General features: G+C 50.7%; 23 protein-coding genes, 1 tRNA gene and 1 pseudogene. 17 read left to right on the top strand and 8 right to left on the bottom strand.

What is annotated here, in order from left to right; all coding sequences use genetic code 11:
• Positions 1-10 precede the first annotated feature (10 nt).
• The gene (locus tag A9G06_RS03770) at positions 11-631 is read right to left on the bottom strand and encodes a FlgO family outer membrane protein (RefSeq protein WP_005338718.1); all 621 of its coding nucleotides are present in this window, start codon (positions 629-631) and stop codon (positions 11-13) included.
• A gap of 206 nt (positions 632-837) precedes the next feature.
• Between A9G06_RS03770 and A9G06_RS03775 the strand changes: the two genes are divergently transcribed.
• The 5 genes from A9G06_RS03775 to A9G06_RS03795 all read left to right on the top strand — a co-directional run bounded on the left by A9G06_RS03775 (position 838) and on the right by A9G06_RS03795 (position 5,349).
• Positions 838-1,992: a flagellar assembly protein FlgT gene (locus tag A9G06_RS03775; protein ID WP_069554390.1), complete on the top strand. Its 1,155-nt coding sequence runs from the start codon at positions 838-840 to the stop codon at positions 1,990-1,992.
• A 50-nt stretch (positions 1,993-2,042) separates the two neighbouring features.
• Positions 2,043-2,119, top strand: a tRNA-Arg gene (locus A9G06_RS03780).
• A gap of 209 nt (positions 2,120-2,328) precedes the next feature.
• Positions 2,329-3,279 carry a DUF932 domain-containing protein gene (locus A9G06_RS03785; RefSeq protein ID WP_069554317.1) on the top strand — a complete coding sequence of 317 codons (951 nt, stop codon included), beginning with the start codon at positions 2,329-2,331 and terminating at the stop codon, positions 3,277-3,279.
• Positions 3,280-3,373: 94 nt separating this feature from the next.
• Entirely contained in the window at positions 3,374-4,363 is a 990-nt protein-coding gene (locus A9G06_RS03790; RefSeq protein WP_069554318.1) for a lambda-exonuclease family protein, read from the top strand.
• Positions 4,360-5,349, top strand: a complete 990-nt coding sequence (locus A9G06_RS03795) for a hypothetical protein (RefSeq protein WP_069554319.1) — start codon at positions 4,360-4,362, stop codon at positions 5,347-5,349. The genes A9G06_RS03790 and A9G06_RS03795 overlap by 4 nt, the downstream gene beginning before the upstream one ends.
• Here the strand turns inward: A9G06_RS03795 and A9G06_RS03800 are convergent, their stop codons facing one another.
• A complete protein-coding gene (locus tag A9G06_RS03800; RefSeq protein ID WP_069554320.1) occupies positions 5,350-5,700 on the bottom strand; it encodes a helix-turn-helix transcriptional regulator in 351 nt (116 codons plus the stop codon).
• 221 nt (positions 5,701-5,921) lie between these two features.
• Here A9G06_RS03800 and A9G06_RS03805 point away from each other — a divergent pair, with 221 nt between their 5' ends.
• From A9G06_RS03805 to A9G06_RS22540, 8 genes are all read left to right on the top strand, one after another.
• Positions 5,922-6,242: a hypothetical protein gene (locus tag A9G06_RS03805; RefSeq protein ID WP_069554321.1), complete on the top strand. Its 321-nt coding sequence runs from the start codon at positions 5,922-5,924 to the stop codon at positions 6,240-6,242.
• Positions 6,243-6,252: 10 nt separating this feature from the next.
• A complete protein-coding gene (locus tag A9G06_RS03810; protein WP_069554322.1) occupies positions 6,253-7,041 on the top strand; it encodes a hypothetical protein in 789 nt (262 codons plus the stop codon).
• Between the two features lie 63 nt (positions 7,042-7,104).
• Positions 7,105-7,581 (top strand): lecithin retinol acyltransferase family protein, encoded by a 477-nt coding sequence (locus A9G06_RS03815; RefSeq protein ID WP_069554323.1) that lies wholly within the window; start codon positions 7,105-7,107, stop codon positions 7,579-7,581.
• 26 nt (positions 7,582-7,607) lie between these two features.
• Entirely contained in the window at positions 7,608-8,033 is a 426-nt protein-coding gene (locus A9G06_RS03820) for a DUF2787 domain-containing protein (protein WP_069554324.1), read from the top strand.
• Positions 8,034-8,042: 9 nt separating this feature from the next.
• On the top strand, positions 8,043-8,453 hold the full coding sequence (locus A9G06_RS03825) for a hypothetical protein (protein ID WP_069554325.1): 411 nt from the start codon (positions 8,043-8,045) through the stop codon (positions 8,451-8,453).
• The gene (locus A9G06_RS03830; RefSeq protein ID WP_069554326.1) at positions 8,446-8,703 is read left to right on the top strand and encodes a hypothetical protein; all 258 of its coding nucleotides are present in this window, start codon (positions 8,446-8,448) and stop codon (positions 8,701-8,703) included. Before A9G06_RS03825 ends, A9G06_RS03830 begins: the two co-directional genes overlap by 8 nt.
• Positions 8,704-8,814: 111 nt before the next feature.
• Positions 8,815-9,312 carry a DNA repair protein RadC gene (gene radC / locus A9G06_RS03835; RefSeq protein WP_069554327.1) on the top strand — a complete coding sequence of 166 codons (498 nt, stop codon included), beginning with the start codon at positions 8,815-8,817 and terminating at the stop codon, positions 9,310-9,312.
• A gap of 91 nt (positions 9,313-9,403) precedes the next feature.
• A complete protein-coding gene (locus tag A9G06_RS22540) occupies positions 9,404-9,535 on the top strand; it encodes a type IV toxin-antitoxin system YeeU family antitoxin (RefSeq protein WP_171903376.1) in 132 nt (43 codons plus the stop codon).
• Here the strand turns inward: A9G06_RS22540 and A9G06_RS21840 are convergent.
• From A9G06_RS21840 to queC, 3 genes and pseudogenes are all read right to left on the bottom strand, one after another.
• Positions 9,516-9,635 (bottom strand): annotated as a pseudogene (locus A9G06_RS21840) (ISAs1 family transposase); the annotation flags it as partial. The gene A9G06_RS22540 and the pseudogene A9G06_RS21840 overlap by 20 nt on opposite strands.
• Positions 9,636-9,850: 215 nt before the next feature.
• On the bottom strand, positions 9,851-10,522 hold the full coding sequence (queE, locus tag A9G06_RS03845) for a 7-carboxy-7-deazaguanine synthase QueE (RefSeq protein WP_069554391.1): 672 nt from the start codon (positions 10,520-10,522) through the stop codon (positions 9,851-9,853).
• A gap of 36 nt (positions 10,523-10,558) precedes the next feature.
• Positions 10,559-11,254: a 7-cyano-7-deazaguanine synthase QueC gene (gene queC, locus A9G06_RS03850; protein WP_041915423.1), complete on the bottom strand. Its 696-nt coding sequence runs from the start codon at positions 11,252-11,254 to the stop codon at positions 10,559-10,561.
• A 258-nt stretch (positions 11,255-11,512) separates the two neighbouring features.
• Here queC and A9G06_RS21845 point away from each other — a divergent pair, with 258 nt between their 5' ends.
• The 4 genes from A9G06_RS21845 (at position 11,513) to queD (ending at position 15,685) form a co-directional block, all read left to right on the top strand.
• Positions 11,513-12,466 carry a hypothetical protein gene (locus A9G06_RS21845; protein ID WP_139126151.1) on the top strand — a complete coding sequence of 318 codons (954 nt, stop codon included), beginning with the start codon at positions 11,513-11,515 and terminating at the stop codon, positions 12,464-12,466.
• 53 nt (positions 12,467-12,519) lie between these two features.
• Entirely contained in the window at positions 12,520-13,749 is a 1,230-nt protein-coding gene (gene dpdA, locus A9G06_RS21325; RefSeq protein WP_083243723.1) for a tRNA-guanine transglycosylase DpdA, read from the top strand.
• Between the two features lie 14 nt (positions 13,750-13,763).
• On the top strand, positions 13,764-14,882 hold the full coding sequence (gene dbpB, locus A9G06_RS03855; RefSeq protein WP_069554329.1) for a DGQHR domain-containing protein DpdB: 1,119 nt from the start codon (positions 13,764-13,766) through the stop codon (positions 14,880-14,882).
• A gap of 440 nt (positions 14,883-15,322) precedes the next feature.
• On the top strand, positions 15,323-15,685 hold the full coding sequence (gene queD / locus A9G06_RS21330; protein ID WP_083243724.1) for a 6-carboxytetrahydropterin synthase QueD: 363 nt from the start codon (positions 15,323-15,325) through the stop codon (positions 15,683-15,685).
• A 210-nt stretch (positions 15,686-15,895) separates the two neighbouring features.
• On the opposite strand, the gene dpdD is transcribed toward queD, so the two are convergent.
• The 3 genes from dpdD to dpdJ are packed head-to-tail and all read right to left on the bottom strand — an operon-like array spanning position 15,896 to position 23,228.
• On the bottom strand, positions 15,896-18,163 hold the full coding sequence (gene dpdD, locus A9G06_RS03860; protein WP_069554330.1) for a protein DpdD: 2,268 nt from the start codon (positions 18,161-18,163) through the stop codon (positions 15,896-15,898).
• Positions 18,160-18,702: a phospholipase D-like domain-containing protein DpdK gene (gene dpdK / locus A9G06_RS03865; RefSeq protein WP_069554331.1), complete on the bottom strand. Its 543-nt coding sequence runs from the start codon at positions 18,700-18,702 to the stop codon at positions 18,160-18,162. Before dpdK ends, dpdD begins: the two co-directional genes overlap by 4 nt.
• Positions 18,699-23,228, bottom strand: a complete 4,530-nt coding sequence (gene dpdJ, locus A9G06_RS03870) for a protein DpdJ (protein WP_069554332.1) — start codon at positions 23,226-23,228, stop codon at positions 18,699-18,701. The genes dpdK and dpdJ overlap by 4 nt, the downstream gene beginning before the upstream one ends.
• Positions 23,229-23,235: the final 7 nt, after the last annotated feature.

Consider the following 23,235-nt stretch of genomic DNA (forward strand, 5'->3'; position numbering starts at 1 on the left):
GACTCGCTCCTCACGGGGTCAGGTTGACCAGATGACCGCCCGGCCGGGCCTGACTGTCACGCATCAGATAACCGCGATTGATCGATGCCCGACCAAACGAGTTGTTGGCACCGAACAGATATTTTTGCGGGATCAGGCTCTGGGCTGTGGTCTCCACCATCTTGGTGCGCATGTCGATAACGCGGGCGTTGACCAGGATCCCCTTGCTATTGCGGCTGAAGGTGCCAACCAGAATGCGGGAGATCGGCAAACGGGAAGAAAGCTCCTTGTAGTTGCGGCTCAGCACGAAGTCCCCCTGCGGTGTCACCTTGATGCTGCCGGTCAGCTTGAAGTCCACCACCACCTCGCCGCGGCGGTTGAGCTCGTAGATAAAGCTCTCCTCAATCTGCTGTCCCATCCAGTTGGTATCCTGCAGGGTGTCGAGATCAACGAAAGAGGCCACCGCGATGGGTTCGGTCAGGGTGGTCAGCGATTTGCGCTCCATCAGCTGATCGGTCATGCGCGCCACCAGCCAGTTGAGCTCCATCCCCTGCGCCGCCTGGCGGGGGTCACCCTGATCCCGGTTGATAGGGTCGGAGCCGCACCCGGTCAATGCCAGGGCAAGCGCCAACGCCGTGATGAGTTTGTTCATGGATACCTTTCCTGTATCTGCACCTGACTTATTATCGGACGCGCCGGACAAAGCTTGAGCCGGGAATGAGGCATGATTCTTGCTTTTTAATGGACATCGTCAGCGCCAACGTGCGCTGCCACTTGGAACGTGTTGTGATCCATGTCGGCCAGCAGGCGCCATTTCCTCAAAATGGCGCGGCTGCCCGCCAACTCAAGGTATCTGCTATGAAATTACCGCTGCTGTTGACCCTGCTGCTGGCCAGCCTGAGCGCCCGAGCCGAGCTTATCGAAGCGCAGGGCAGCGCCGCCATTCTGGGGGGCGATGAGGTCTATGCCCGCGAGCAGGCGACCCGCGACGCCCTGCGTCAGGCGCTGCTGGCAAGCGGCGCGGCCGTTTCCAGCGTCCAGCGTCTGGAAAATGGCAGCCTGCGATCCGAGCAGATCCAGATCCGCTCCGGCGGCGACATTCGCCAATACCGGCTCAAGCGGGAAGAGGTGCGCAACGGCCGCATGTACATCACCCTGGTGGCCGACATTCAGGCCGAACGCCAGATCTGCCAGACCCAGCACTTCGCCAAGGATTTGACACTGGTCAGGCTGCGAATGCGCTATCCGGACCAAGCCAGCTACGGCGCCATGGACGACATGCCGGAAAACCTCTCACGACGACTGTTCGAGACCCTCGCCAATGCGCCGCAAGGGGTCGCGGTGCGCCAGTGGCTGGATGAAAACCTGCGCATCGATCCGCTCCATCTGCAACAGGGAGATCGCAGCGCCCTCGAGGAGATCAAGGCGCTCAGCCTGCGTACCGACAGCCAGTATCTGGTGCTCGGCAGCATCGACGATCTCTCCATCGAACCGCAGGGAAACCAGCTGACCAGCTGGTATGAGGATCCGGTGCGCAATTTTCGCATGCAGCTCTACCTGTTCGACGGCATCAACGGCAGTCTGATCAACCGCAAGGTCTACGAAGGGCGCGCCACCTGGACCTTTGGCAAGCAGGATCAGGTGGGCAGCAGCAGCGGCCAGTTCTGGCAGTCAAGTTACGGCCAAGAGGTCAACTACCAGTTGCAGCAGGCGGCTCAGGATCTGGTAGCCCAGCTCACCTGCGCCCCGGTCACCGCAAGAGTGGTCGGCCAGAACGAACGCGGCCCCTACATCAATCTGGGACGACGCAACGGCGTCAAGCTTGGAGATCAGTTCCGCATCCAGCACAACGCCGACTTCATCGACCCCTACGGCAAGTCCCGCATGATGCGCAACCCAGCCGACGGCCTGTTTGAGGTTGTACAGGTATTCGACGATGGCGCCATCATCAGCAGCCAGAACAAATATTCGCCGTTTAACATCCAGAACGGGGATTTGGCAGTATTGGAATAAGAATCAAGGGTTTAAAAGGGAGTTGCTTCTTGTATAATGCCCGCCACACAGCTCCCGTAGCTCAGCAGGATAGAGCGGTCCCCTCCTAAGGGACAGGCCACTGGTTCGACTCCAGTCGGGAGCGCCATATAAAACAAGGGGTTGGCATCATCACGATGCCAACCCCTTGGTCGTTTTTGGCCTGGGGTACCACACGGGGTACCACAGCGCGCATTCCATAGCTACAAACCACAGAATCAAATGAGTCTCATTTCAATTAATTTCAGATATATATTATCTCCATGAACCTACCCAAGGGACTGCTCTGTGCAGTCCCTTTTTCATTGGAGATTTCTCATGGCTCACCTGATCGATACGATGGCCTACACCGGCCAAACCCCTTGGCATGGCCTTGGCAATGTTTTGCCCCCGCAACAATCTCTCGATATCTGGCTGCAGGCAGCCGGGATGGATTGGACCATCGAGCAGAGTGACGTGATGTTTAACGTCGCCTCCGATGCGTTGCATATTCGCCCCTACAGCGATAGCAAGGTACTTTATCGCTCCGATACCCTTGCCCCCCTGTCGGTGGTCTCAAGTCGCTACAACGTGGTACAGCCTCATGAGGTGCTGCACTTCTATCAAGACCTGGTGGAAGCCGGTGGCTTTGAGCTGGAAACAGCAGGCTCGCTCAAAGGTGGCCGCAAGCTGTGGGCACTCGCTAAGACCGGCCAGGATCTAAAACTCAAAGGCAATGACTTGGTAAAGTCCTATCTGCTGCTGGCGACCAGTTGCGACGGCACACTCTGCACCACGGCGCAGTTCACCTCGCTGCGAGTAGTCTGCAACAACACCCTGCAGATGGCACTGCGCGGCGCTACCGGCGCCATCAAGGTGCCCCACTCCACTCAGTTCGATGCGGCGACCGTCAAAGAGTCGCTCGGACTGGGGCTCTCCCATTGGGATGAGTTCAAAGCACAGACCAAAGCGCTGGCACAACGGCTAGTCGCCCCTGAAGAGGCGCTACGCTTTTTCAGCGACTTGCTGGCGCAACCGCTGGATGAGGAGAGCATCATTCTCACCAAGCCGGTACAACGGCTGCATGAGCTCTATCAAGGCGCAGGCATGGGCTCAGAACTTGCGAGCTCCCGCAATACCGCTTGGGGGCTGGTCAATGCGGTCACTGAATACGTGGATCACCACCGCCGTGCCCGCAGCCAGGATCACCGGCTCGATTCCGCCTGGTTTGGTCAGGGCGCCCAACTCAAATCCCAAGCCCTGAATCAGGCACTCACTCTGCTGCAGTAATTCCTCGTCCCCATTCAAACCGCATAACGACCTCACCCGGACTGGCGCAAGCCAATCCGGGCGTCGCCATTTATGCCGTCAACAAGGAGTCGTCATGAAAGCAAAAGCCAAATACGGCCAAGCCCTGCGGTTGGCCTCTACTACCCAGTTAACCCGCGAGCAGTGGCTCGCAATCCGCAAGCTTGGCATTGGCTCCTCCGATGCCGCCGTGGCAGTGGGGCTATCCCCCTACAAATGCCCGCTCAGCCTGTGGCTGGAGAAGACCGGTCGCAAGGAGCAGGAAGATATCTCCCATAAGGAAGCGGTGCTGTGGGGCATCGAGCTCGAACCTGTGCTGGCACAGGTCTATGCCAAGCGCACAGGCTACAAGGTGCGCCGGGTCAATGCAGTGCTGAAACACCCCGAGCAACCCTTCATGCTCGCAAACCTCGACCGAGAGGTGGTCGGCCATCCCGATGGGCCGGGCATTCTGGAGATCAAGACCGCCAGCTATCACAGTGCCCCCCAGTGGGAGGAAGGGGTGCCGGTGGCTTACCAGTGTCAGGTACTCCATCAGTTGGCCGTCACCGGCCATGCCTGGGCCGAAGTGGCAGTGCTCATCGGCGGCCAGGATTTCCGGATTTATCGCATCGAGCGTGACGAAGAGAAGATCCAGGATCTCATCGAGCGGGAAGCGCAGTTCTGGCAGATGGTGCAACAAGACCAGCAGCCCGAGCCTGACGGCTCCAGTGATGCTGCCAATGCTCTGAGCTGGCTGTTTCCGCGTGACGATGGCCAGACGGTGGATCTCTCCGATTCTCCCGAGTTCAACAAGCTGTTTGGCGAGCTGCTGCGCTTGCGTCAGCAAAAGGAAGCCGTCGAGCTGCAGGAGTCGCAGCTCAAGCAGCGGTTGCAAGCCACTTTGGGTGAAGCGACAGCCGGGTTGTTTGCCGATGGAAAGATCACCTGGAAGCGCAGTAAAGACCGGCTAGCTCCGGATCTGGATAAGCTCGGTCAGGATCATCCCGACCTGCTCACCCGTTACGTCAAACCGGTACCCGGCGTGCGCCGTTTCACCATTCAACCCTTGAGGCAAACACCATGATCAAAGGACTGGCGATCACCCCGCCCGTGATTGGGCGGATCTGCATCGGCAAGCTGGTGCAAAAACAGGATAAGTGGGTACCGGAGAAGGACGACAGCTTCACCCTCACCACCCAGATACAGCAAAAGGGGGGATGGTTGCTCCATCCCCTGCATCAACACTACTCATCGCAGAAAAGTGGCCTGGGGCAGGAGCAAACCAAGATCCGCTCCATTCCAGTGAGGGTGCTGTTCAACGACAGCGACTTGAATCTGCGGGCGGAATACAGCGCCTTTGACCGGCAAACCGGCAGGCCGCTCTGTGTCGGGAATGGGGAGGTGGCAAGACGCGTGGGGGCACAAGGCATGGAGGAGGTCAGCTGCCCTGGACCCGAGCGCTGCGCCTTTGCCGGGCAACAAGGCTGCAAGCTGTACGGGCGACTGAACCTGTTTGTGGAGGGGCAAGGGGATGAGCTGGGCAGTTTTATCTTCCGCACCACCGGCTACAACTCGGTACGCACCCTGGCGGCGCGACTGAAGTACCTAGAGGCAGTGAGCGGGGGCCATACCCGCTATCTGCCGCTCACCCTGCGGTTGCGAGCCAAGAGCACCACCCAGTCCTACCGCACACCAGTCTACTACGTGGATTTAACCTTGCGGGAAGAGACCAACCTGACCGAGGCAGTCAAGCTGGCACAGGAGGCGGCCCAACGTGACCAAGAGGCAGGCTTGGCAATCGAGCTGATGGAGCAAGCTGCTCGCGAGCTGCTGCGTAACGGCCAGTTTGAAGATATTGATGAAGAGGTGCCGATGCTGCTGGAGGAGTTCTATCCCGAAGCCAGCACTGACGAAACGAATGGTAACGCGAGTGCGGAGGCGACAACCTCGCATAGCACACCACAAGGCCAAGCAACCAGAACACCACAGAGACCACAACCAAGAAGGAGTCCGCTCACCAATAAATTGGGGAAAGGGACCCCACCCCCTCCCCCAGTAAATGGCGGGTGATCAGCGGGGACGCGCCAACCGCTCCACCAACCGCTCCACCGTTTCCAGCAACAGGGTTCGGTCAGCATCATCGAGCCGAGCCAGTTGCTGGCTCAGCACAATGCCCTGCTCGGTCGGGCGGTTACTGGTCTCACGCAGAAAGTCGGCTAGCTCACAACCAAACAGTTGAGCGAGCTCCGCCAACCGCACCACGGTCGGCACCACAATCCCTCGCTCCATTCGTGAGACAGCTTCCATCCCGATATTGAGGTGTTCAGCCACCTGCTCCTGGGTAAACCCGGCCTGGTTACGCTGACGCCCAATCGCCTTACCCACACTCTTGGCTAACTGCTCAAAGTTGATATCTGTCATAAGTCCTCCAACCAACTCGTATGGTTGGGTATAGACCTGTTGACATGAAGAACTCTGAAAGGTGAGGATCAACCAATTAGGTTGGCATTAGTGCTTTGGCGTGGAATTTCAGAGCGAAAGGAAATCCATCACCCAATACTCAACCCCCCTCATTTCCCACTGTTCAACCACCGCATGGCCACGGGAAATGAAAAGTCATTTTTTATCCATAAGGAGACATCATGAAACGTTACTTTGTTATCGCGGGCCTGCTTTTTCTGGCCCTGACCATCAACATTGCCTGGACCGGCAAGGCCCCTTGGCTTGGATTTTGGGGGCTGACCGCCACTTTCGTGTTCGGCACGCTCTTCACTGGTGTTGGCATGTGTATCGGGGAGTGGTTTCGCCGTTTTACCCACCCGGACTGGATCTCGACCAGCGGCGCTGTCGAGACCTTCAAGGCCAAGATATTTTGGCTGATGGGGCCACAGGCCATTGGGGCGCTGATCGGCTTTTTCGCCTTTCAAGGCTTTATGAACAATATCCTCGGCTATGCCGTGTAAGGAGTGTGGGATGCATCAATGGATAATAGCCCTTCTGGGCTTACTGCTGACGCCTGCCGTACTGGCATTTGGCGACCATGGCCGCTGGAACGATGGCTGGGGCCAGGGGGTAACGGAGTATTCGGCAACGGTTGATGATGAGACCTATCTCTATCTCTCGTGCCAGATGGGCCAGCTTAATGGCATCACGCTCAATCAGGCGGGACAAGCAACTACGAACAACGTCAGTTTGCGCATCAATGGTCATACCTACCCCCCGCTACCGAGCATGGTGGCAGGGAATGACAGCAAGGCGTTCTATGACATGTGGGCCGCGCTGCGCACAGCCAAGTCGCTGCAAGCCATCACCCAGGATGACCGAACTGTTGAGCTGCCGGTAGCGGGTGTACAAGAGGCCCTGCCCGCTGCGACAGACGCTGCCTTTGGCTGCGCCTTCCCGGCTCCGGAGCCTGAGCCAGCCGCCGCCCCCTTGAACTTTGAACTTCGCGCACAACAGGGCGTACTGCAGGTTGTGTCTCGTAATGACCCTATCACGATTAATGACATCACCATCAACCGTGGCCAGTGTCAGTTGGTTCGGGAAGTGCCGAGTGATGATTGTGTCAGCGGTCGCGTTAAATGGCGTACCTGTCTCGACAGTAAAGACAGGGTGAAACCAGAGTACATCAAGCAGGTGTTCCCTGTTGCGATGAACTTTGGACAGCAAACTCGGTTCACCCTCAAGTCAACACCGCTGTGCCGAGTACTGGAGGTGGTTATTCATACCGACCGGGGAGATACCGGTTACACCTTCGAATGAGCCCACTCCACTTCGCTATGCCCGGTCTCGTACCGGGCTTCTTGTTTTCTAAAAGGAGCAGACATGAAACCTGGTGACCATCTGGTCGTAAGCCGATGGGGCTACGACCATCACGGTCTCTACGCGGGCAATAACCAAGTCATTCACTATACAGGTCCTTTCTCGAGTGAAGGCCCGGTGACTGGGCGGATTATTGTTTCATCGTTGGAGATATTTACAGGCAATGGCGACTGCTACCTACGTGAATACAGCCACCGTTACTACAGCCCCAGCGAAAGTCTAGCGCGAGCGCATCAACGGCTGGGAGAGCGGGCCTACAACCTGCAGTTCAACAACTGCGAGCACTTCGTGACCTGGTGTATCCAGGGTGTGCACCACAGTGAGCAGGTAGACCAGGCGTGGAGTACCGTCTTGCTAGCCATCACGCTTGCACAAACTCCCCTGCCACCGATCCGCACCACCGTGCCTACGTTCCCCGCACTACTCACACCGCTGACGAACAAGCTACCAACTTGGCTTCTGCCCTGGCGACTGCGCTAGTCCCAACCCTTTATTCGGAGAACACCATGACCATTCCCTTTTTCCGGGACGGCTTTGCCCTGCCCGTAGCCCAAGCATTGCTGGCTCTGCTCGACCAGGAAGTCGCTAAAACCGAGCTCAATCTTGAGCGCTTAACCCAACTGACTTTCAACTTTCGCAATCCCGGCTACAGCGCTGAGCAAGGCGGCGTGCACCCAGTTGAGATCCGCCTGATCCGTGGGCTTGATGGCTGGCTATTCGATTACGTCACCGACTTTAGCTACCAGGGGCGGGGCTATGATGCCGAACTCAGCAAAGAGCTCGATTTCAACTTCCTCGATGGGGAACACACCATGCTGGGCTGGGGGCCTCTGCGGCTGGCCGAAGCGCGGGAATTGTTCGACATCTGGCAAAACAACTTCATTGCCTACTGCCGGTTGGAATGCTTCAGCGTCACGATCGCAGGAGATTAGGAGGACACGATGAGACAAGAATTAGCTCTCTCCCACTACACACGCCAGTGGCTGGGACGAGTCGCCACCAGCGCCAAGCTAACCCCCACCCACAGTGGTCAGCGTTGGCTGCTGCACCTGACACCAGATAGCCCACCAGCCCGTACAGTCACCCTACAAGTGCGCTGGTCTGGAGTGCAGTGGCAACTGCTCTCCCTGACCAATGCCGAGGACTGGCACACCATGAGCCAGCCGAGAGATGAGATCTGCATCGACCCCAAACGTCGCTGTTTTTGGCGTTGCCAAGCAGGGCCCGTGCCGCTCACCGAGCAACCCCACGTACTGGCCAACTTTCTGGCAGACCTACAGCGCATCTGCATCCATCGTGGCTATCGCGTGGAGAGTGACCCCATCCCTGACAAGGAGACCGAAGATGATTAACGCAGTGATCGCCATCGAGTTGGAGGCTTACCTTGATCACCATGGCCAGGTTGAAGTGGTGCATGACCAAGGCCCGCCAGTGAACGGTTATGCCCTCTACCTGCGCTATGAAAACGAACGGGGTGACACACTGGCGCAATGGCTGTGCGATCATCCGGATCACCGCAGGCTAACCCAGTTAGGCACCATGCTCGCCACCAGTTACCACATTCCGCTGCACGACTACACCCCGCACACCTTGGCGGCCTGAACACAGCCAACCAAGCCTGCTGTCACACCCCATTCAGTAACCCATTAACCAACTACTTCGCCTAGCCTGCCGCGTCCAATGCGGTGGGGCGATGGCGTATGGAGCACAATCATGTTGCACCACAAACTGATCGCCGGGGAGACCCCCGGCACCTACCGGGTGACTGACCTTGTCACCGACGATGAGCTGCTCACCATCGCCCAAGCTATTGCCCGGCATAAACTGGGCAAGGGGGAAGCTATTACCGATAAACACTTGGCCCATCAAGCCCTGCAAGGGCTACTGCAAACACGGGATCGCGAAGTTTTTGCGGCACTGTTCCTCGATAACCAACACCGGATACTGGCCTACGAGGAGCTGTTCCTTGGCACCCTGTCCGCTGCAACCGTCTACCCCCGCGATGTCGTCAAGCGGGCACTGCACCACAATGCCGCCGCCCTGATGCTGGTGCATAACCACCCGTCGGGATACCCGGAACCCAGCCGGGCAGATATCGAGATCACCCTGCGCTTACAGGATGCCCTGGCACTGGTGGATATCCGGATTTTGGATCATCTGGTCGTCGGTACTGAGGGAGTTGTGTCGATGGCAGAACGAGGGAATTTGTAACGGCCACGCCGGTCAGGGGGCCCATGGAGGAAGAAGGCATGGCCAGCAGTGATCTCTACAATGACTTACCATCATTAGGAGTACACAAAAAATGGGAACCATAGGGAGTTGGGGATTACACACCCAAGTTCAACCACGTTTTGGCGCACGTGCAATTGTTGAACGCAGCAGGGTTTCCCTGCTTTGGGATCGCTGCGGCGTCTACCCTCGGCGCCACTTATGATGGCGCTGATGACCAGAAACATGACATCAACCAGGTCATGCTTACGATTGATATCAGAGCGGGTTTCTTCGACAAGGGTAAGATGTTCAATCAAGGCCATAGAGCGCGCCTCCTGCATGGAGGCGTGATTAGATCACAGACGATCGGCCTTTTCGAATTTCCTTAACAAAGTGCGATCCCGCCCTGATCATGTGATGATGAGTGCAGAAGAGTGCGCATAGTTGCCGGAACAGAAATTTCCGTAGTCAAGATACCATCTGCAAATGGGCCTCCGCAGACGGTGATGCTCCTATCGTAAGTCCTTACTTCGACACATTAATCGATATGAATATATTTGTGTACTTGTACTGAAAGCCTCCAGTTACGTTCGATACACACATTTATAGCCAGTTCTGTCGCTAGTTTTTTTTGACTGATTGGCTGTAGAGCAATTTGTACGTCCGGGCGCAGATCAGCAAATTGCAATAAAGTATCAAGCTCCTCGATGTGGTGCTCAGTTGCAACCGGATGTTTGATCTCGTTGGCTCGTGACAAGGCCTGGGGCAAAACGGTAAGCCCACCCTTCATTCCGATCTTCGGGGAAACGGTCACCCAGGCCTCTTCATGAACCCGCACCTCCAGAGTACCACTGGTTTCAACTTGCACAGTGAAACCCTCGGCTAGCAGCAGGGTAGAAAGTTCGCTCAGATCATACAGGCAAGGTTCACCACCTGTGATGACCACGTGGCGAGCCGAGTAGCCGAGACAACTGAAACTCTTAAGGATCTCGTCTGCACACATGGAACTCCAAGCATCCGAATTGCTGGAGACATCAAGTATCTGACAACTCGGCACTCGACGCTCGGGATCAACCACCCAAGTATGACGGGTATCGCACCAGGAGCAGCCCACCGGACAGCCCTGCAGGCGCACGAAGATGGCGGGAAGTCCAGTATGAACTCCCTCTCCCTGTATAGTCTGGAAGATTTCGTTAATCGGGTAATGAATCATCAATATCTGTCTGAAAGGGTGAAAATGACCGACTCAGGAAGCCGAGGCCAATTTGGCCTCGAGGCGGATACGAACTGCCGGCCCCTGCGCCATGTACTCTTCGAGACCTTTTGCTCGCAGTATACAGGCGGGGCATTCGCCACAACCGTCCCCTTGAATACCGTTATAACAGGTCAGGGTTTGACGACGTACTGTCTCAAGGTGGCCACAGTGGTCAGCCAACGCCCAGGTCTCAGCCTTATCAAGCCACATCAGTGGTGTCTCGAACCTAACCGGCCTGTCCATCCCAAGCACCACGGCCAGATTGAGAGCCTTAACAAACTCGTCACGACAATCTGGGTAGCCAGAAAAATCGGTTTCACACACGCCAGTGATGACCGCTTCGGCCCCCACTTGATAGGCGTAGATAGCTGACAGGGTGAGGAACAAAATGTTCCGCCCTGGCACGAAGGTGTTGGGTAACCCGTTATGCTGTAGTTCGCAACTGACTGGGATCTCATCGCGAGTTAAAGATGATAGAGCCAATTCCCCGAGCAAACTGACATCCATGATCTTATGGGCCTTAACTCCCAGTTGTGTTGCCAAGGTCCGTGCAACCTCAACCTCTGCCGAGTGACGCTGACCATAGTTGAAGGTGATTGCATGAACTTCATCATAAACTTGCTGGGCACGTATCAGGCAAGTAGTACTATCCTGACCACCACTGAATACCACAACAGCAACTCTCATCTAAGTCATCTCCCTATCTCTCAGGACAAACGAGCCAACAAAGGTCCCAAGAGCAAAAGTTTGCGAGCCTAATGTTGAATTGGTTAACCTTTATCCCTGCACTCTCACGAAGACCCCACTTGAGACACCTCCGCAAGACAACCATGAGCCTCAATAGGCTCATTAATCATCATCAGGTCAGAAATTGTGCCAAAAAAACTTGTAAAAACCAATTGATTCCAGTAGCTTCTGCGCCACTAGCCTACAGAAATTATATATATGCAACATATCAACCTGATTACAACCTGCTCCAATTCCAAAGGAAAAAGCAATAGCACTCTGAGGCTTGATGGTATCAAGCATAAATATGATAATTTACATGAACTTGCACTTTCATGGTCAAATCTTATCACAGAGCACATGCAAAATAATCAGCCAACTGATGCTATCAATTTATACAAAGGTAGTCATTGGACCAACGCTTTAAAAGCAAAAAAGCATGAGTTCGTCGATTTGTGGGTTATTTCTGCTGGCCTAGGTCTTATCAATGCCAATGATTTCACAATAAATTACCAAGCCACATTCACACCTAATTGTGATGATTCTATACCCACGTATGGACTGACGAGTAAAGAATCTTCTAGGGTGTGGTGGTCTCACCTTTGCAAGATTAAAAACAATTATTCAAGATGTAAATCAATTGCACATTTGATGCAGAGGAAATGCGATGATTTTTTCATAATCGCAGGTTCGAATATATATATCAATGCGATTCTAGATGACCTCATCCAAGGAGCAAGATTTCTATCTAACCCTCAAAAACAATTGGTTATAATTACTTCCTCAGCTGAATTTCTTAGTGAAAAAAAAATAATAAAGGATTGTTTTCTTTCAAGTAGCAAACTGATGCTACCTTGGCTTAAGTGCAATGCTACATCATTAAATATCTGCTTGGCCAATAAATTTATCGAATTGTTAAAGGAGCAAAATTTTGACTATTGCTCAACAAAAAACTTTATCAATCAGATGCATAACGCGATTCCTACCATAGTTAAATCCGATAAAATAAAATGTACAGATGAGTATTTACGCATTTATATATCAACTGAACTGCAATCTAACTCTAATCTTAGCGCCACAAAATGTCTTATTAAGTTAAGAAGTAGCGGGAGATGTGCAGAAGAACGCAGATTCAGGAAAGTTTTTTTAGATATAAAAAATAGTTACAAGTAATGTGTTGCATGATATAATGGCCAGCTGTCAACTGACAACTGCTGGAGGTCCAATTGCCACGACTTAAGTACTTCTTTCCTGATAGCCAAGACTTCATTGATCCTAGTTTTAATTTCTTTAAAGAAACGAGGAACGAACATCGAATTAGACAACGTGATGACTTGTATCCACACGAAGTCTTCTCTCGACCGTATGATGGTATGCTTGTCTCTAAGGCAGTTGTCGATGGGCTTGGTACTGGTGAGTCAAAATACTCAAGACCTCAGCGTTTACGTTTCTTCAGAGAGGGAATGTCGCGGTTCTTCAGGCTACCAGAAAACATGGAAAGTATGGGGGATTGTGGCGCATTTACTTATGTGACTCAATATGAACCTCCATATAGAGTTGAGGATGTTATTAGTTTTTATGAAGCATCTCAGTTTGATTATGGCGTATCGCTAGATCACATTGTTTTTGGTTACGAAAAAGCAGGTCGATGCTTTTCTGAAACTGAACTCTTTGAGTTCAGTCGGCGAAAAGAGCTTACACTTTCCTTGGCGGATGAATTTTTAATTAAATCTAAAAATTCAAAATTCATTCCATTTGGTGTTGCTCATGGATGGGATAAAGCATCTTATGCCGACTCAGTAAAGAAACTAATTTCAATGGGTTATGAATATATTACGATGGGGGGTATGGTTCCTCTAAAGACTGAGCAAATAATTGAAACTCTAGAGGAAGTCAGCCTTGTAAGAAAAAGTAATACCAAGCTCCATTTATTAGGTATCGCGAGACCTCAAGAGTTAGCGCGTTTTTCAGACTTGGGAGTCGTGAGTATTGACTCCACAACCCCATTGCAACAGGCTTTCAAAGATAGAAAAAACAATTACCATACATTATCTGGCAAAAATTATGTTGCCTTAAGAGTTCCTCAATTAGATGGTAATGTATCTCTGGGAAGAAAAATAAAATCCGGAGTGATTAATCAAGATATTGCACGAGAGTTGGAAAAAGCAACCCTTAAGGCACTATTCGAATATAGTGAAAGAAGAGCCTCGCTAAATTATACCTTAGATGTATTGTTAGCATATGAACGCCTTCATTCTGGCGAAAAAAATGCAATATCAATAAAGGATGATTACGAAAAAACGCTGGCAGATAGACCTTGGGAACATTGTTCATGTGAAATATGTCGCGAAATTGGAATAAATGTTGTGATATTTCGGGGCGCAGAAAGAAATAGACGCAGAGGATTTCACAACATTCAAGTTTTTTACGAAAAACTAACCTCTATTTTTTACTAAATTAAGGCTTTAAAATGACCCAAAAGGCTGCACTTCGAGTCCCGGCTCTGAAAATTAAGCAAGGTAACAACAGATGCCTGTACAGTCTTGCCATTAATGGAAAATTAATTCCTGAGGTAGCAAGTATTTCACGAATTAGCCGTAATAATCGAGAACTAAAAGGTTATCAAAGACCTGAGGTTCAATCTCATATTAAAGAAATTCAACGGTATATCGAAAGTAACAATCCATTAATTCCTAACCCAATTATAATCGCATTTAATGATAGCGTTAAATTTGAAGCAACGGATGGTTCAGACTGCTTTGGTTTTTTACACATTCCATTAAATGTCGATGGTTTAAAACCTGGTTTTATTGTCGATGGGCAACAGCGAACTGCAGCCCTGAGAGAAGCAGATGTTGATGACTTTGTTATGCCTGTATCGGCATTTATAACAAAAACAGATGAAGAACAGCGCGAACAATTTATGCTAGTAAATTCGACAAAACCGCTGCCGAAATCATTACTTAATGAATTATCACCATACACAAATGGTCGACTTCCATCAGACTTACAAGCAAAAAAATTTGCATCCTACTTGACTTTATGCTTGAACTTTGAAGATGGTCCGTTAAATGGTCGAATTAAGACAGCAACTAATCCTAGTGGAACAATAGCAGATACATCCATCATTAAAATGGTCGATGCTAGTTTAAAAGAAGGTGCATTATATAGATTTCGTGACCATCAAAATGGTACTGGCGATCCCGAAATGATGCTATCACTATTAAATAATTTCTGGGAAGCTGTTAAGATTGTGTTTAATGAAGATTGGGATAAAAAGCCTAGACATTCTAGATTATTACATGGGGTAGGTATTCTTTCACTTGGCAGTTTTATGGACCATATTGATGAACAGCATATGCTGTTCAAGACAATTGAAAAAGAGTGGACCCCCGTTCCAACCATTGACTTTTATATAGAACAACTTAATTTCATCAAACATTTTTGTCATTGGGGTCATGGTTTATGGGAATTTGGAATGGATTCTGATGGTATAGCTATTACCAGAAAATGGAATCAGTTGCAAAATGTACAAAAAGATATCGTGCTTGTTAGTGATTACCTTATAACAGCTTATGATAAGGCTTGATAGTCAGGTTCGTGGCGGGTTGTGAACCGCCACGAACTTATGTTGATTTATATAAGTACATGTTTTTACCTATTTTTTTTAGTTTGCCAGTCTCATAAAACCCCTCGCAACACGTAGTTATTCTCGAGTGTAACTCTAAATAATCCCCTCGGTAATTAACTTTAACTAAATATGCATGAACCAATGTAGCACAATCGAATGTTCCATGACTTGTCTCAATTATTTTTAACAAATCAGACTCTAAATCATTCATCCCCGCCCCCTCTTTGGACATTCTTTTAAATAGATTACAGTAGAACATTAACATTGTGAATTTTCAAGTAATGCCACAGCATATAAATGTGATTATACTCATAATCCACAAAGGGGGTACAGGTTGACTGCCAAATTTTATCGGCGTAAGGTACTATATTTGAGACTTAAAGCAGAGCGCCCGGAACATGAACGCAACTCTTTATAAAGAATTTTCATTTGAAAGTGCACATCGACTTCCTTATGTACCTCAAGGACATAAGTGTGGCAGACTGCATGGTCATTCTTTTATTGTTAGATTAGAAATTACAGGTGAAGTAGGTTGTCATTCAGGATGGGTGATGGATTTCGCTGATATAAAGACTGCTTTTAAACCAATTCTAGAAAAACTTGACCACCACTACCTAAATGATATCCCTGGTCTAGAAAACCCAACCAGTGAGGTTTTATCTAGTTGGATCTGGCATAAACTCAAACCAAACTTACCTCTTTTAAGTGCAGTCATAGTAAAAGAAACTTGCACTGTAGGGTGTACATATAAGGGCGAGTAGTCCAACCTACTGCAGAAAAGTACTAAACTATATAACACAGAAAATGCTCACAAAACGGCCTATAAAGCCGTAGATATTGAGAGAAGACCTCATGATGCATGAAAAAATATCGGAGGTGGGTTAGCAACTCACATTTAATTTTTATCCACAGATAAAGAGGCACCAAAATTTCATATTTTTAGCTTGTATTCATCCTGTAAAAATCTTCGCTTACATTACCAAACCCGCTTGTAGATAGCTCCGAATACAGTCCAGCATGCTTGTACTGCCTTTACCAGAAGGTTGCAGGAATGGTTTTCCATTACGCTCTTCCTTTATCGCATAATATGCTGCATGTTTAGAACTAAGCCAGGCAAAGATAAATATATCAGATTCTTTAGCCAATAAGCGCAGCATGTTAGAGCCGCCCTTATCATTATTGATTCTAATATCAGCTTTGGGGTAATCATCTAGTAACTGTTGCTTCACGCGTTTTGCTACCGACTCTGTCAATGTATAAATGCCTACAATCTTGTGATTCAATGTTGCACCTACATATACGTCATCCACACTTTTTTTATTTGCAGGAGTAACCAGTTGAGGCACGTCACATACGAGACCGATCTCTTCGAAAAACTGAGCCAATAAGTTCCACTGCAGATTGCTATAACGGGTAGGGTTACTGTAAAACTTGCTGAGTACGACATTGAATAATCGTTCTCTGGAAGATTGATCAGCTGTTGGGTATATCAAGAGAAGTTCCAGTATATCCAGCCAGGCTATTGAACTGCCCGTCCCGGAATGCTCAACAATCATTTGTAGATTTTCTATCAGCTCACGATAATCGTTCACATTACTATCGTCAGCTAAATAGCTACGAGCTAGATCGTAGGCTATGAAGATATCTTCATGTGAAGCGTGGTCGTCCAGGGCCAGTTGTTGCAACAATGCCATTCGAACGGACTGCCACGAAGCGCTAGTCTGATGGTTATCCAACCACTCCAAAAGAACAGGAATTGCATCACGCAGAACCATACTGGTGCGACTGTCGCTTTTATCCAGTAGTGAAATGAATTCATCGGGCTTGAAAGCTGCGGCGGGCCATTGATAGCAGGCCTGTTCTACTGCGTCAATCGCCCCAGACCACTTCGGATTGTTCAGCACTTTTTGTAGCCAGTCCTGCCAATTATCCAGCCCAGCGGTATCCTGTACTATATGTGTTGCTGGCAACAGTTTTTGCAACGCAGTGTAGTAACGCAGGAAAGCCCGTTTTGCCAGCAATGAGTCACGCTCTTGCTGCGTCAACTGTTGCAGATAACTAATGCCCTTCACCGCCGCATCTGCACTACCGACGACCCAGGCACATTGTAAAGCAATTGCGACACTGCATGTGCTAACTGGCTGCAAAAGCGTCTCTTCAAGTACGCTTTCAGGGTGTTCGTCGGCCCTATCTAGCAAGTCATCGATGGTAGTTGGCGGCAAAGTTGGGACCGTTACCGTGGGGAAAGCGGCAAGCAACTGATTGACCCAGAGGCGGTCATTGTCCGTAGCCCCCTCCATCCCGGCTACCAGTTTCTGAGCCTGCTCCGTCAACCTTGCCGGGTTGCCCTGCGTGTCAGAAAGCAGCCAAAGCAGAGTGTTTTTAACCGCCGCTGGCGTCTTGATACCCTGAGTAACTTGGAACAAGCGTGGCACGCTCTTCGCCAGAGAATCGTTGAATGCAAGACGTTGGGCAATAAGGTCGCCCGCCTGCTCATGTTTCAGCAGAATCTGCTGATAAAAGACGTCCATCACCTCTTCAGTCAGCACAAGAGGATGCGGTATATCGAGCACTTGGTGCAGTTCCGTCGAGTCCAGCAGGCTTTTCGCATCCCCCTCCAGCGCCATGCAGCGCAGTTCGATAAACAACTCGTTGATATGGCCGATACCGCCAGAATCACGTAACTCCTGCAGATAGAGGCGCGTTTGCGGCGCATCACGCCGGCGTAGGGTGGCGCGAATATCACGTAGAATACGGCCAAGCGGGCGCAAAAGAGTGAGTCGGCGACTAGGACGACTGGCGAGTTGTTGGCGCAAGCGCTCAATGCCGTTGAAAATCTCCGGGCTCCACGACTGCGAAAGAGAGCTGAATTTATATGCGCTGTCCCCATAGTGGTCGATCAACGCTTTTTCGACTGGGTCGCTCGGATCTAGTATCGTGCGCTGGCGGTTAAAATCAGACCATGAGGTGCCAATATGCGCATCTATCAACTCACGTAACTCTGCATAGCTCTGCTCTTGATCGGCCACTGCATACCAGGTCACTTTATCATTACTGCCCTTCACTACTCGCGGCAAAATCACTGGGAAACGTCTGTTTCGGACATCGTCAAGCCAAGGGGTCAGCCGCCGTAGGGTTGACGCTTCCAGCAAACTGCCCTCAATTTTTTCCCAGGAGATAATATTTTTTTCTCCATGGAAAAAGGTGCGCAGGAACTGCTCACTGTCCGTATTTTTCATTGCACACTTCCCTGTACCGGCTGGTAAAAGTCGTTAAAAACCAGCAATGCTTGCACGATGGCGGCTTTGTCTGTGGTCAGGTTGATCTGTTCATCGTTGATCACGATCCCACCGATTGTCAGATTCATTGATCCGCTCAGTAAGAAATGATCACCTAAGAATCCTTTGGTATGCAGCACCTCTTTCTGACCGATAAACAGTTTATCTAGCATGCCGTAGTTGGCGACGCGTTCAGTTAACTGGCGAATAAAGCGAGCGTTATGCTGGGTCTCGTTAGTCATAACTTTCAACGTGCCACCATTGGCGATCGCACGTGCCAGCAACTCTGAAGTTTGCACCTGGCGCTGTCCCCAGGCAGGCTCGAGGTAGTCAAAACGCCCAGTACGGTTATCCAGCAAGTCGAGGTCGGTGATCCACGGAGAAACAATCCACAACTCCGCGCTGGGCTGGACGATCTCAGCTACCAACAAGGAACTGAGCACATCAATCACGTCACTCTGGCGCGAGGTTCTTGATTTAAAGATACGGCGAGTATTCATTGGATCGCGTCCGGAATTTCAATCATGGCGAAGGTGTCATTGTTGTGGCGGCGCAGGGCACTGACACGCGGATAGAAGAACAACCCGTACATTTCAACAGGGGTAACCAGAAGAGTAGCGATGGCCTCATTCAGCGAAGCACCCGAAGCAGCCAACAATTCACATTTGCCATTCTTTTCTAAATGTTGGTGGCACTGCTGCATCCAGTCTTGCCAACCAAGATCCACTTGAGAGCAACTGTGCTGTACCACATGAGCCAGCAGTAGGCGCTCGGTTGGCCCGGCAAAGCTGTAAGGATTGTACCAAGTTAACCAGCTATCGCGGATAGTATGGCCGCGTGGCCACAGCAGGCCGTTACAGGTATTGAAACGCCAACTCTCTAGGTTGTGATGCCCTTGACTGGCCTGTCGCAGTTGCTGGTCAAGCGCGTTGGACTGACTACAGGTAAAGGCATAGACGCGCTGTGGTAGTTCAATGCCCAGTCGCAACTCCTGCTGCCGCCACTCCAACTGCAGGTGCAGTAAAAAGGCGTCACTACTGGCATCAGTCCCCGGCCGTAACAGGCGGGTGTTGATCGCAGACAGGAAATTATGACTGGTCATAAAGCCACTGCATTGCAACTCTCCCAGCAAGTTGCGCTGCGCCTGGACCTGACTGGCATGGTTGCTGGCAAGGCGCATCTCGTTCATACGTGCAGATAAGGATGATGCCGGGCTTGCCAACTGTTGCAGCAGGTGCCAAACGTTATTGTCCATCGTTTCGTAGTTACCAGGGCAGAGGTTAAAGTCCAGCAATTCGAAGAAACGGCGCGGATCTTCACGGTAAATTTGTTGGATCTTCTCAATGATGCCACCACCACCGACGGTAGTTTCCGACAGCCAGATTTCGCGCTGATCAGGCGCCAGCAGGTCAGTACGTACCGCCCCGCCGTTGAGGTCAAGGATCAGGTCATTATCGTCAGCATCCGGGCACAACTGCATGGCAGTTTGCAGTAGCGCCGCCCCCAGAGTGTTTGTGAAGTTGAGGTTCAGCCACTCCAACCAACTGTGATCCAGAGGTTGGTACAACAGCTCTACCCAGCCAGCAATTTTTGCCATCACTGGAGCCTGGGACAGCAACTCGCGCAGGCTATGTTGTAGGTCCTGCTCGACTTCTGCGCCGGTCTGCGCATCATACAGAGTCTGAAAAATACGTGCAGGTACATCAGTCAAAGCAATCCCCGCGCTGTTGTTTTGCAGTGCACGAAACGCCTGTTCTGGGGTACATTTTTTCAATACTGCTTCACAGCCGATACCTGCCAGGACGGTTTCTGCTAGCCAGCCTCCGAGGAAAGGATTAACGCTAATAGCTTCGTCGTGGCTTACCTCATATAGGAAGCGTGCAGTACGCATTCCAGCCACCAGTTCACGATTGTTGCTGATGCTTGCGATGTCAAAATTGGGTAGCCGACACTGGAATTTTACCGCATCTACCCAAAGCGAGAACCCAAACGCAGCGGGTTCTCCTTGATGTTCAAATTTGAAATCAATCTGCAAGTCTGCACGCTTATCGCTGAATTTAATATTGGCGCGTGAACCGGTGGCGAAGCGTACAACTTCGATCGGGCAGTGCTGCTGATGGCTGTAAAATTCCACCATTTGGAAAATATTTTCCCAAACATTGCTGGACGGTACTTCCTCCAGGATGCCGCACTGAGGCGGACGGATCTCGCTATGCCAGGTCAGAAACGAGTTTGAAGTTTCACTCAGTTTAAGGTCATCAGGCGGCGTACTGACCTCCACTTCCCAGGCTCGGAAGCACGGGATAGCCCGCGTACCGCTGCGGGTAGTTATATAGCTATCTGGCATAGGCTCGCGTTTGTCTGGCGGGCAGTAGTCGTCAATAGGAAATAGTTGCGTTCCGTCTTTCAGATCGAGTTTTGTCGGCACCACCCAGTGGCGTTCACGAATACTTTTAGTTGCAAAACGCTTGCTGATACGGCCCGGGGCAAAATCTTTCATACCCTGCAAAATCGGCATGCTGCATCGTTCCGACTCCTGACCAGCCTCACTCGGAAACTTAATCTGCACCTCAGGCAGGCAGAGATCGTTAAACAAAGCGGACGGAATAAAGTCCGGCATCGGTGTACTTTTATGGCAGTTATCAGCCAACTCAACACCAAGGCGTGACCAGTTGGATCTTAGTCTTCTAAGCACAGTAGGAAGGAACGCAGTCATAATCGCGCGCGGTGGTTGCCACAGCAATGACAGTAACTGGTTATTGTTCTTAATACCCAAAGCCTCAGTCAGCCATACGTTAAACCCATGCTGAGTTTTCTGGTTATTCAGCAAATCTTCAATCAGGTTAATCAGGGTTAACTGGGCTTCGGATGCCTTACCTTTATCCTGCGGAACTGATAAATCATCCCAAATACCACGATTCTTTTGACTAAGATACTCTTTGCGAGTGGAGAGCCAGTCCATAGTAGCGAAAGCCGCCTGCATTCGTAGTACGTAACTGTTGCCGACCGGTAGTTGTCGTGCCTTTAGCACTGGTTCGAACAGGCTTTCATAGCATTGAAATGCCATACGGTCACGACCATAGTCGGACAATACAACCACAGTCCATGGGCGCATGATGCGCTGTCGTCCAGCCCGCCCTTTACGCTGTAGGAACTGGGCATTATCACGTGGCGCTTTATGCTGGATAACGGCACCGACGTTCGGGTCGTTAAAGCCGACCTCCAGTGATGCTGTTGCGACAATCAGGTCTGCTGAGTGGTCCACACCTGCATCCTGTGAAGACGTTCGCTTAACGTTGCTACGATCAGAGGAGTCAAGCGTATGGCCGATGATTTTAGCCAGTGGCCACTGCTGGCCACTGATAAATTTCTCTTCATTAGGCACATCACCACGCAGCATCGCCAGCGGTTCTTTATTAGCATTGATATTTCCGTTTGAGTAACGCCCCTCAGCATCCAATAGTTGAAAGTAGAGGCGGTTAATAACATCCATATCATCGGTAAAGACAAAACTGCGTGTCCCATACATACCCTTGCTGACTGGCTCAACAATGTGATCAAGCATACGCCTAGTAAGCATGGCTGTCTGAATGGTGGTAGACAGCAGGCTGGAGCGTGATGCCGGGTCGCTACGTAGCGCCAGCATATACTCTGCACCTTCCGCCTCCATATCATCTTCGGCCGGACTGACCTCTAGCACGAGGCGTTCTTCCAACCCTGTCAGCGATGCCATAAAGCGCGTAGCTTGTTCCAGTGTTGCAGATAGCCCTACAAAGTGCGGCGTAGCGCCAGATAGATGTCTCCAGCGGCGAATCAACATACCGTTCTGTGCACCGCTAACACCGGAATAAGTGTGGACCTCATCGAGCAGCATCATTGACGGCGGGGTAATGTTATTGCCAATGCCAAACAGTGGAGCCAAAAACGGGTTACCCATATGCTTATTTAGCATTTCGGTACTGGTGAACAAAATATCAGGAAATTCAATCCTCATACGCTTACGAGTCAGAATTACTTCATCAGGTTCTATAGTCTCATCACAACTATCGCAATGCAGGCGCTCAATGCTGTTTTCAAGATCGACCGTGCGCCAGACCATTTTCCCGTGACAACTATCTGCCGGGCAGGAAATATATTGGCAGGCCATGCCATCACGATGACGACTCCAGGCTGTTATCATGTAGTCACGATAAATCGCATCTTTATCCAGCGGTACCATACCGAATAGCGCGGCTATTCGTACCTTACGTACACCATTCTTTGCCAGTTCACCGTTTAGTTTGCGAGTCTGGCGCAACGTTTCGATAAACTGATCCTTTAATAGTTCGTTACGCGGATATATAGCCAGAGCTTTAACTGAGTCTTTTCTTTTAGCGACTAACTCACTACCGATATAGGTCAGCGCAGGTAGATAAAAGGCAAGCGTTTTACCGGTCCCTGTCCCAGCGCAAACAATGGTGGCGGTCGACCTGTACTGACTCTGATGAACCCCGCGCAGCACATTTTTGCAGGCATTTTGCTGAAAGTGAGCCAAACTATACATTCCGCTCGAATGACTAAGCAGTGCTGACAGTAATTGGCGATGAGTTGGCGTAAAACCAGCGATCTCATCTAGTTGCAACAGAACATCATGGGCCTGACAGTTGCGGCGCGGGTATTTACGCTGGCGGCGCATGAAACGATAGTCTGATACAAGCGGTGGAGCCAAACGCCAGTTATCTCCTTGGCCATGCTTAGGAAACATCTGGCGTAGTTGGCTATAAAGTCTTACAGACTCGGCCATCCGGGTACGGAAAACAGAGACGCCATTCTGCTGGTAGCGTAGCAGCAATCCGCGAGCCACCATGGATTTCATTACATTAAAACTCGTCAGACCACTAACTACATTAGTGTGATTTTGCAGCACCGAAGTGATTATTTCGCTGACCTCGGTCTGAATGAAAAATCCCTGGGTGTTACCCCAGGTCAGCAGCACGGACTCCCGAGTTTCTAGCTCATCAAGCGTGGCTCGAATAATCTGTTCCATTTAACAA

The organism is Aeromonas sp. DNP9, from assembly GCF_001728955.1.
Taxonomy (GTDB): domain Bacteria; phylum Pseudomonadota; class Gammaproteobacteria; order Enterobacterales; family Aeromonadaceae; genus Aeromonas; species Aeromonas veronii.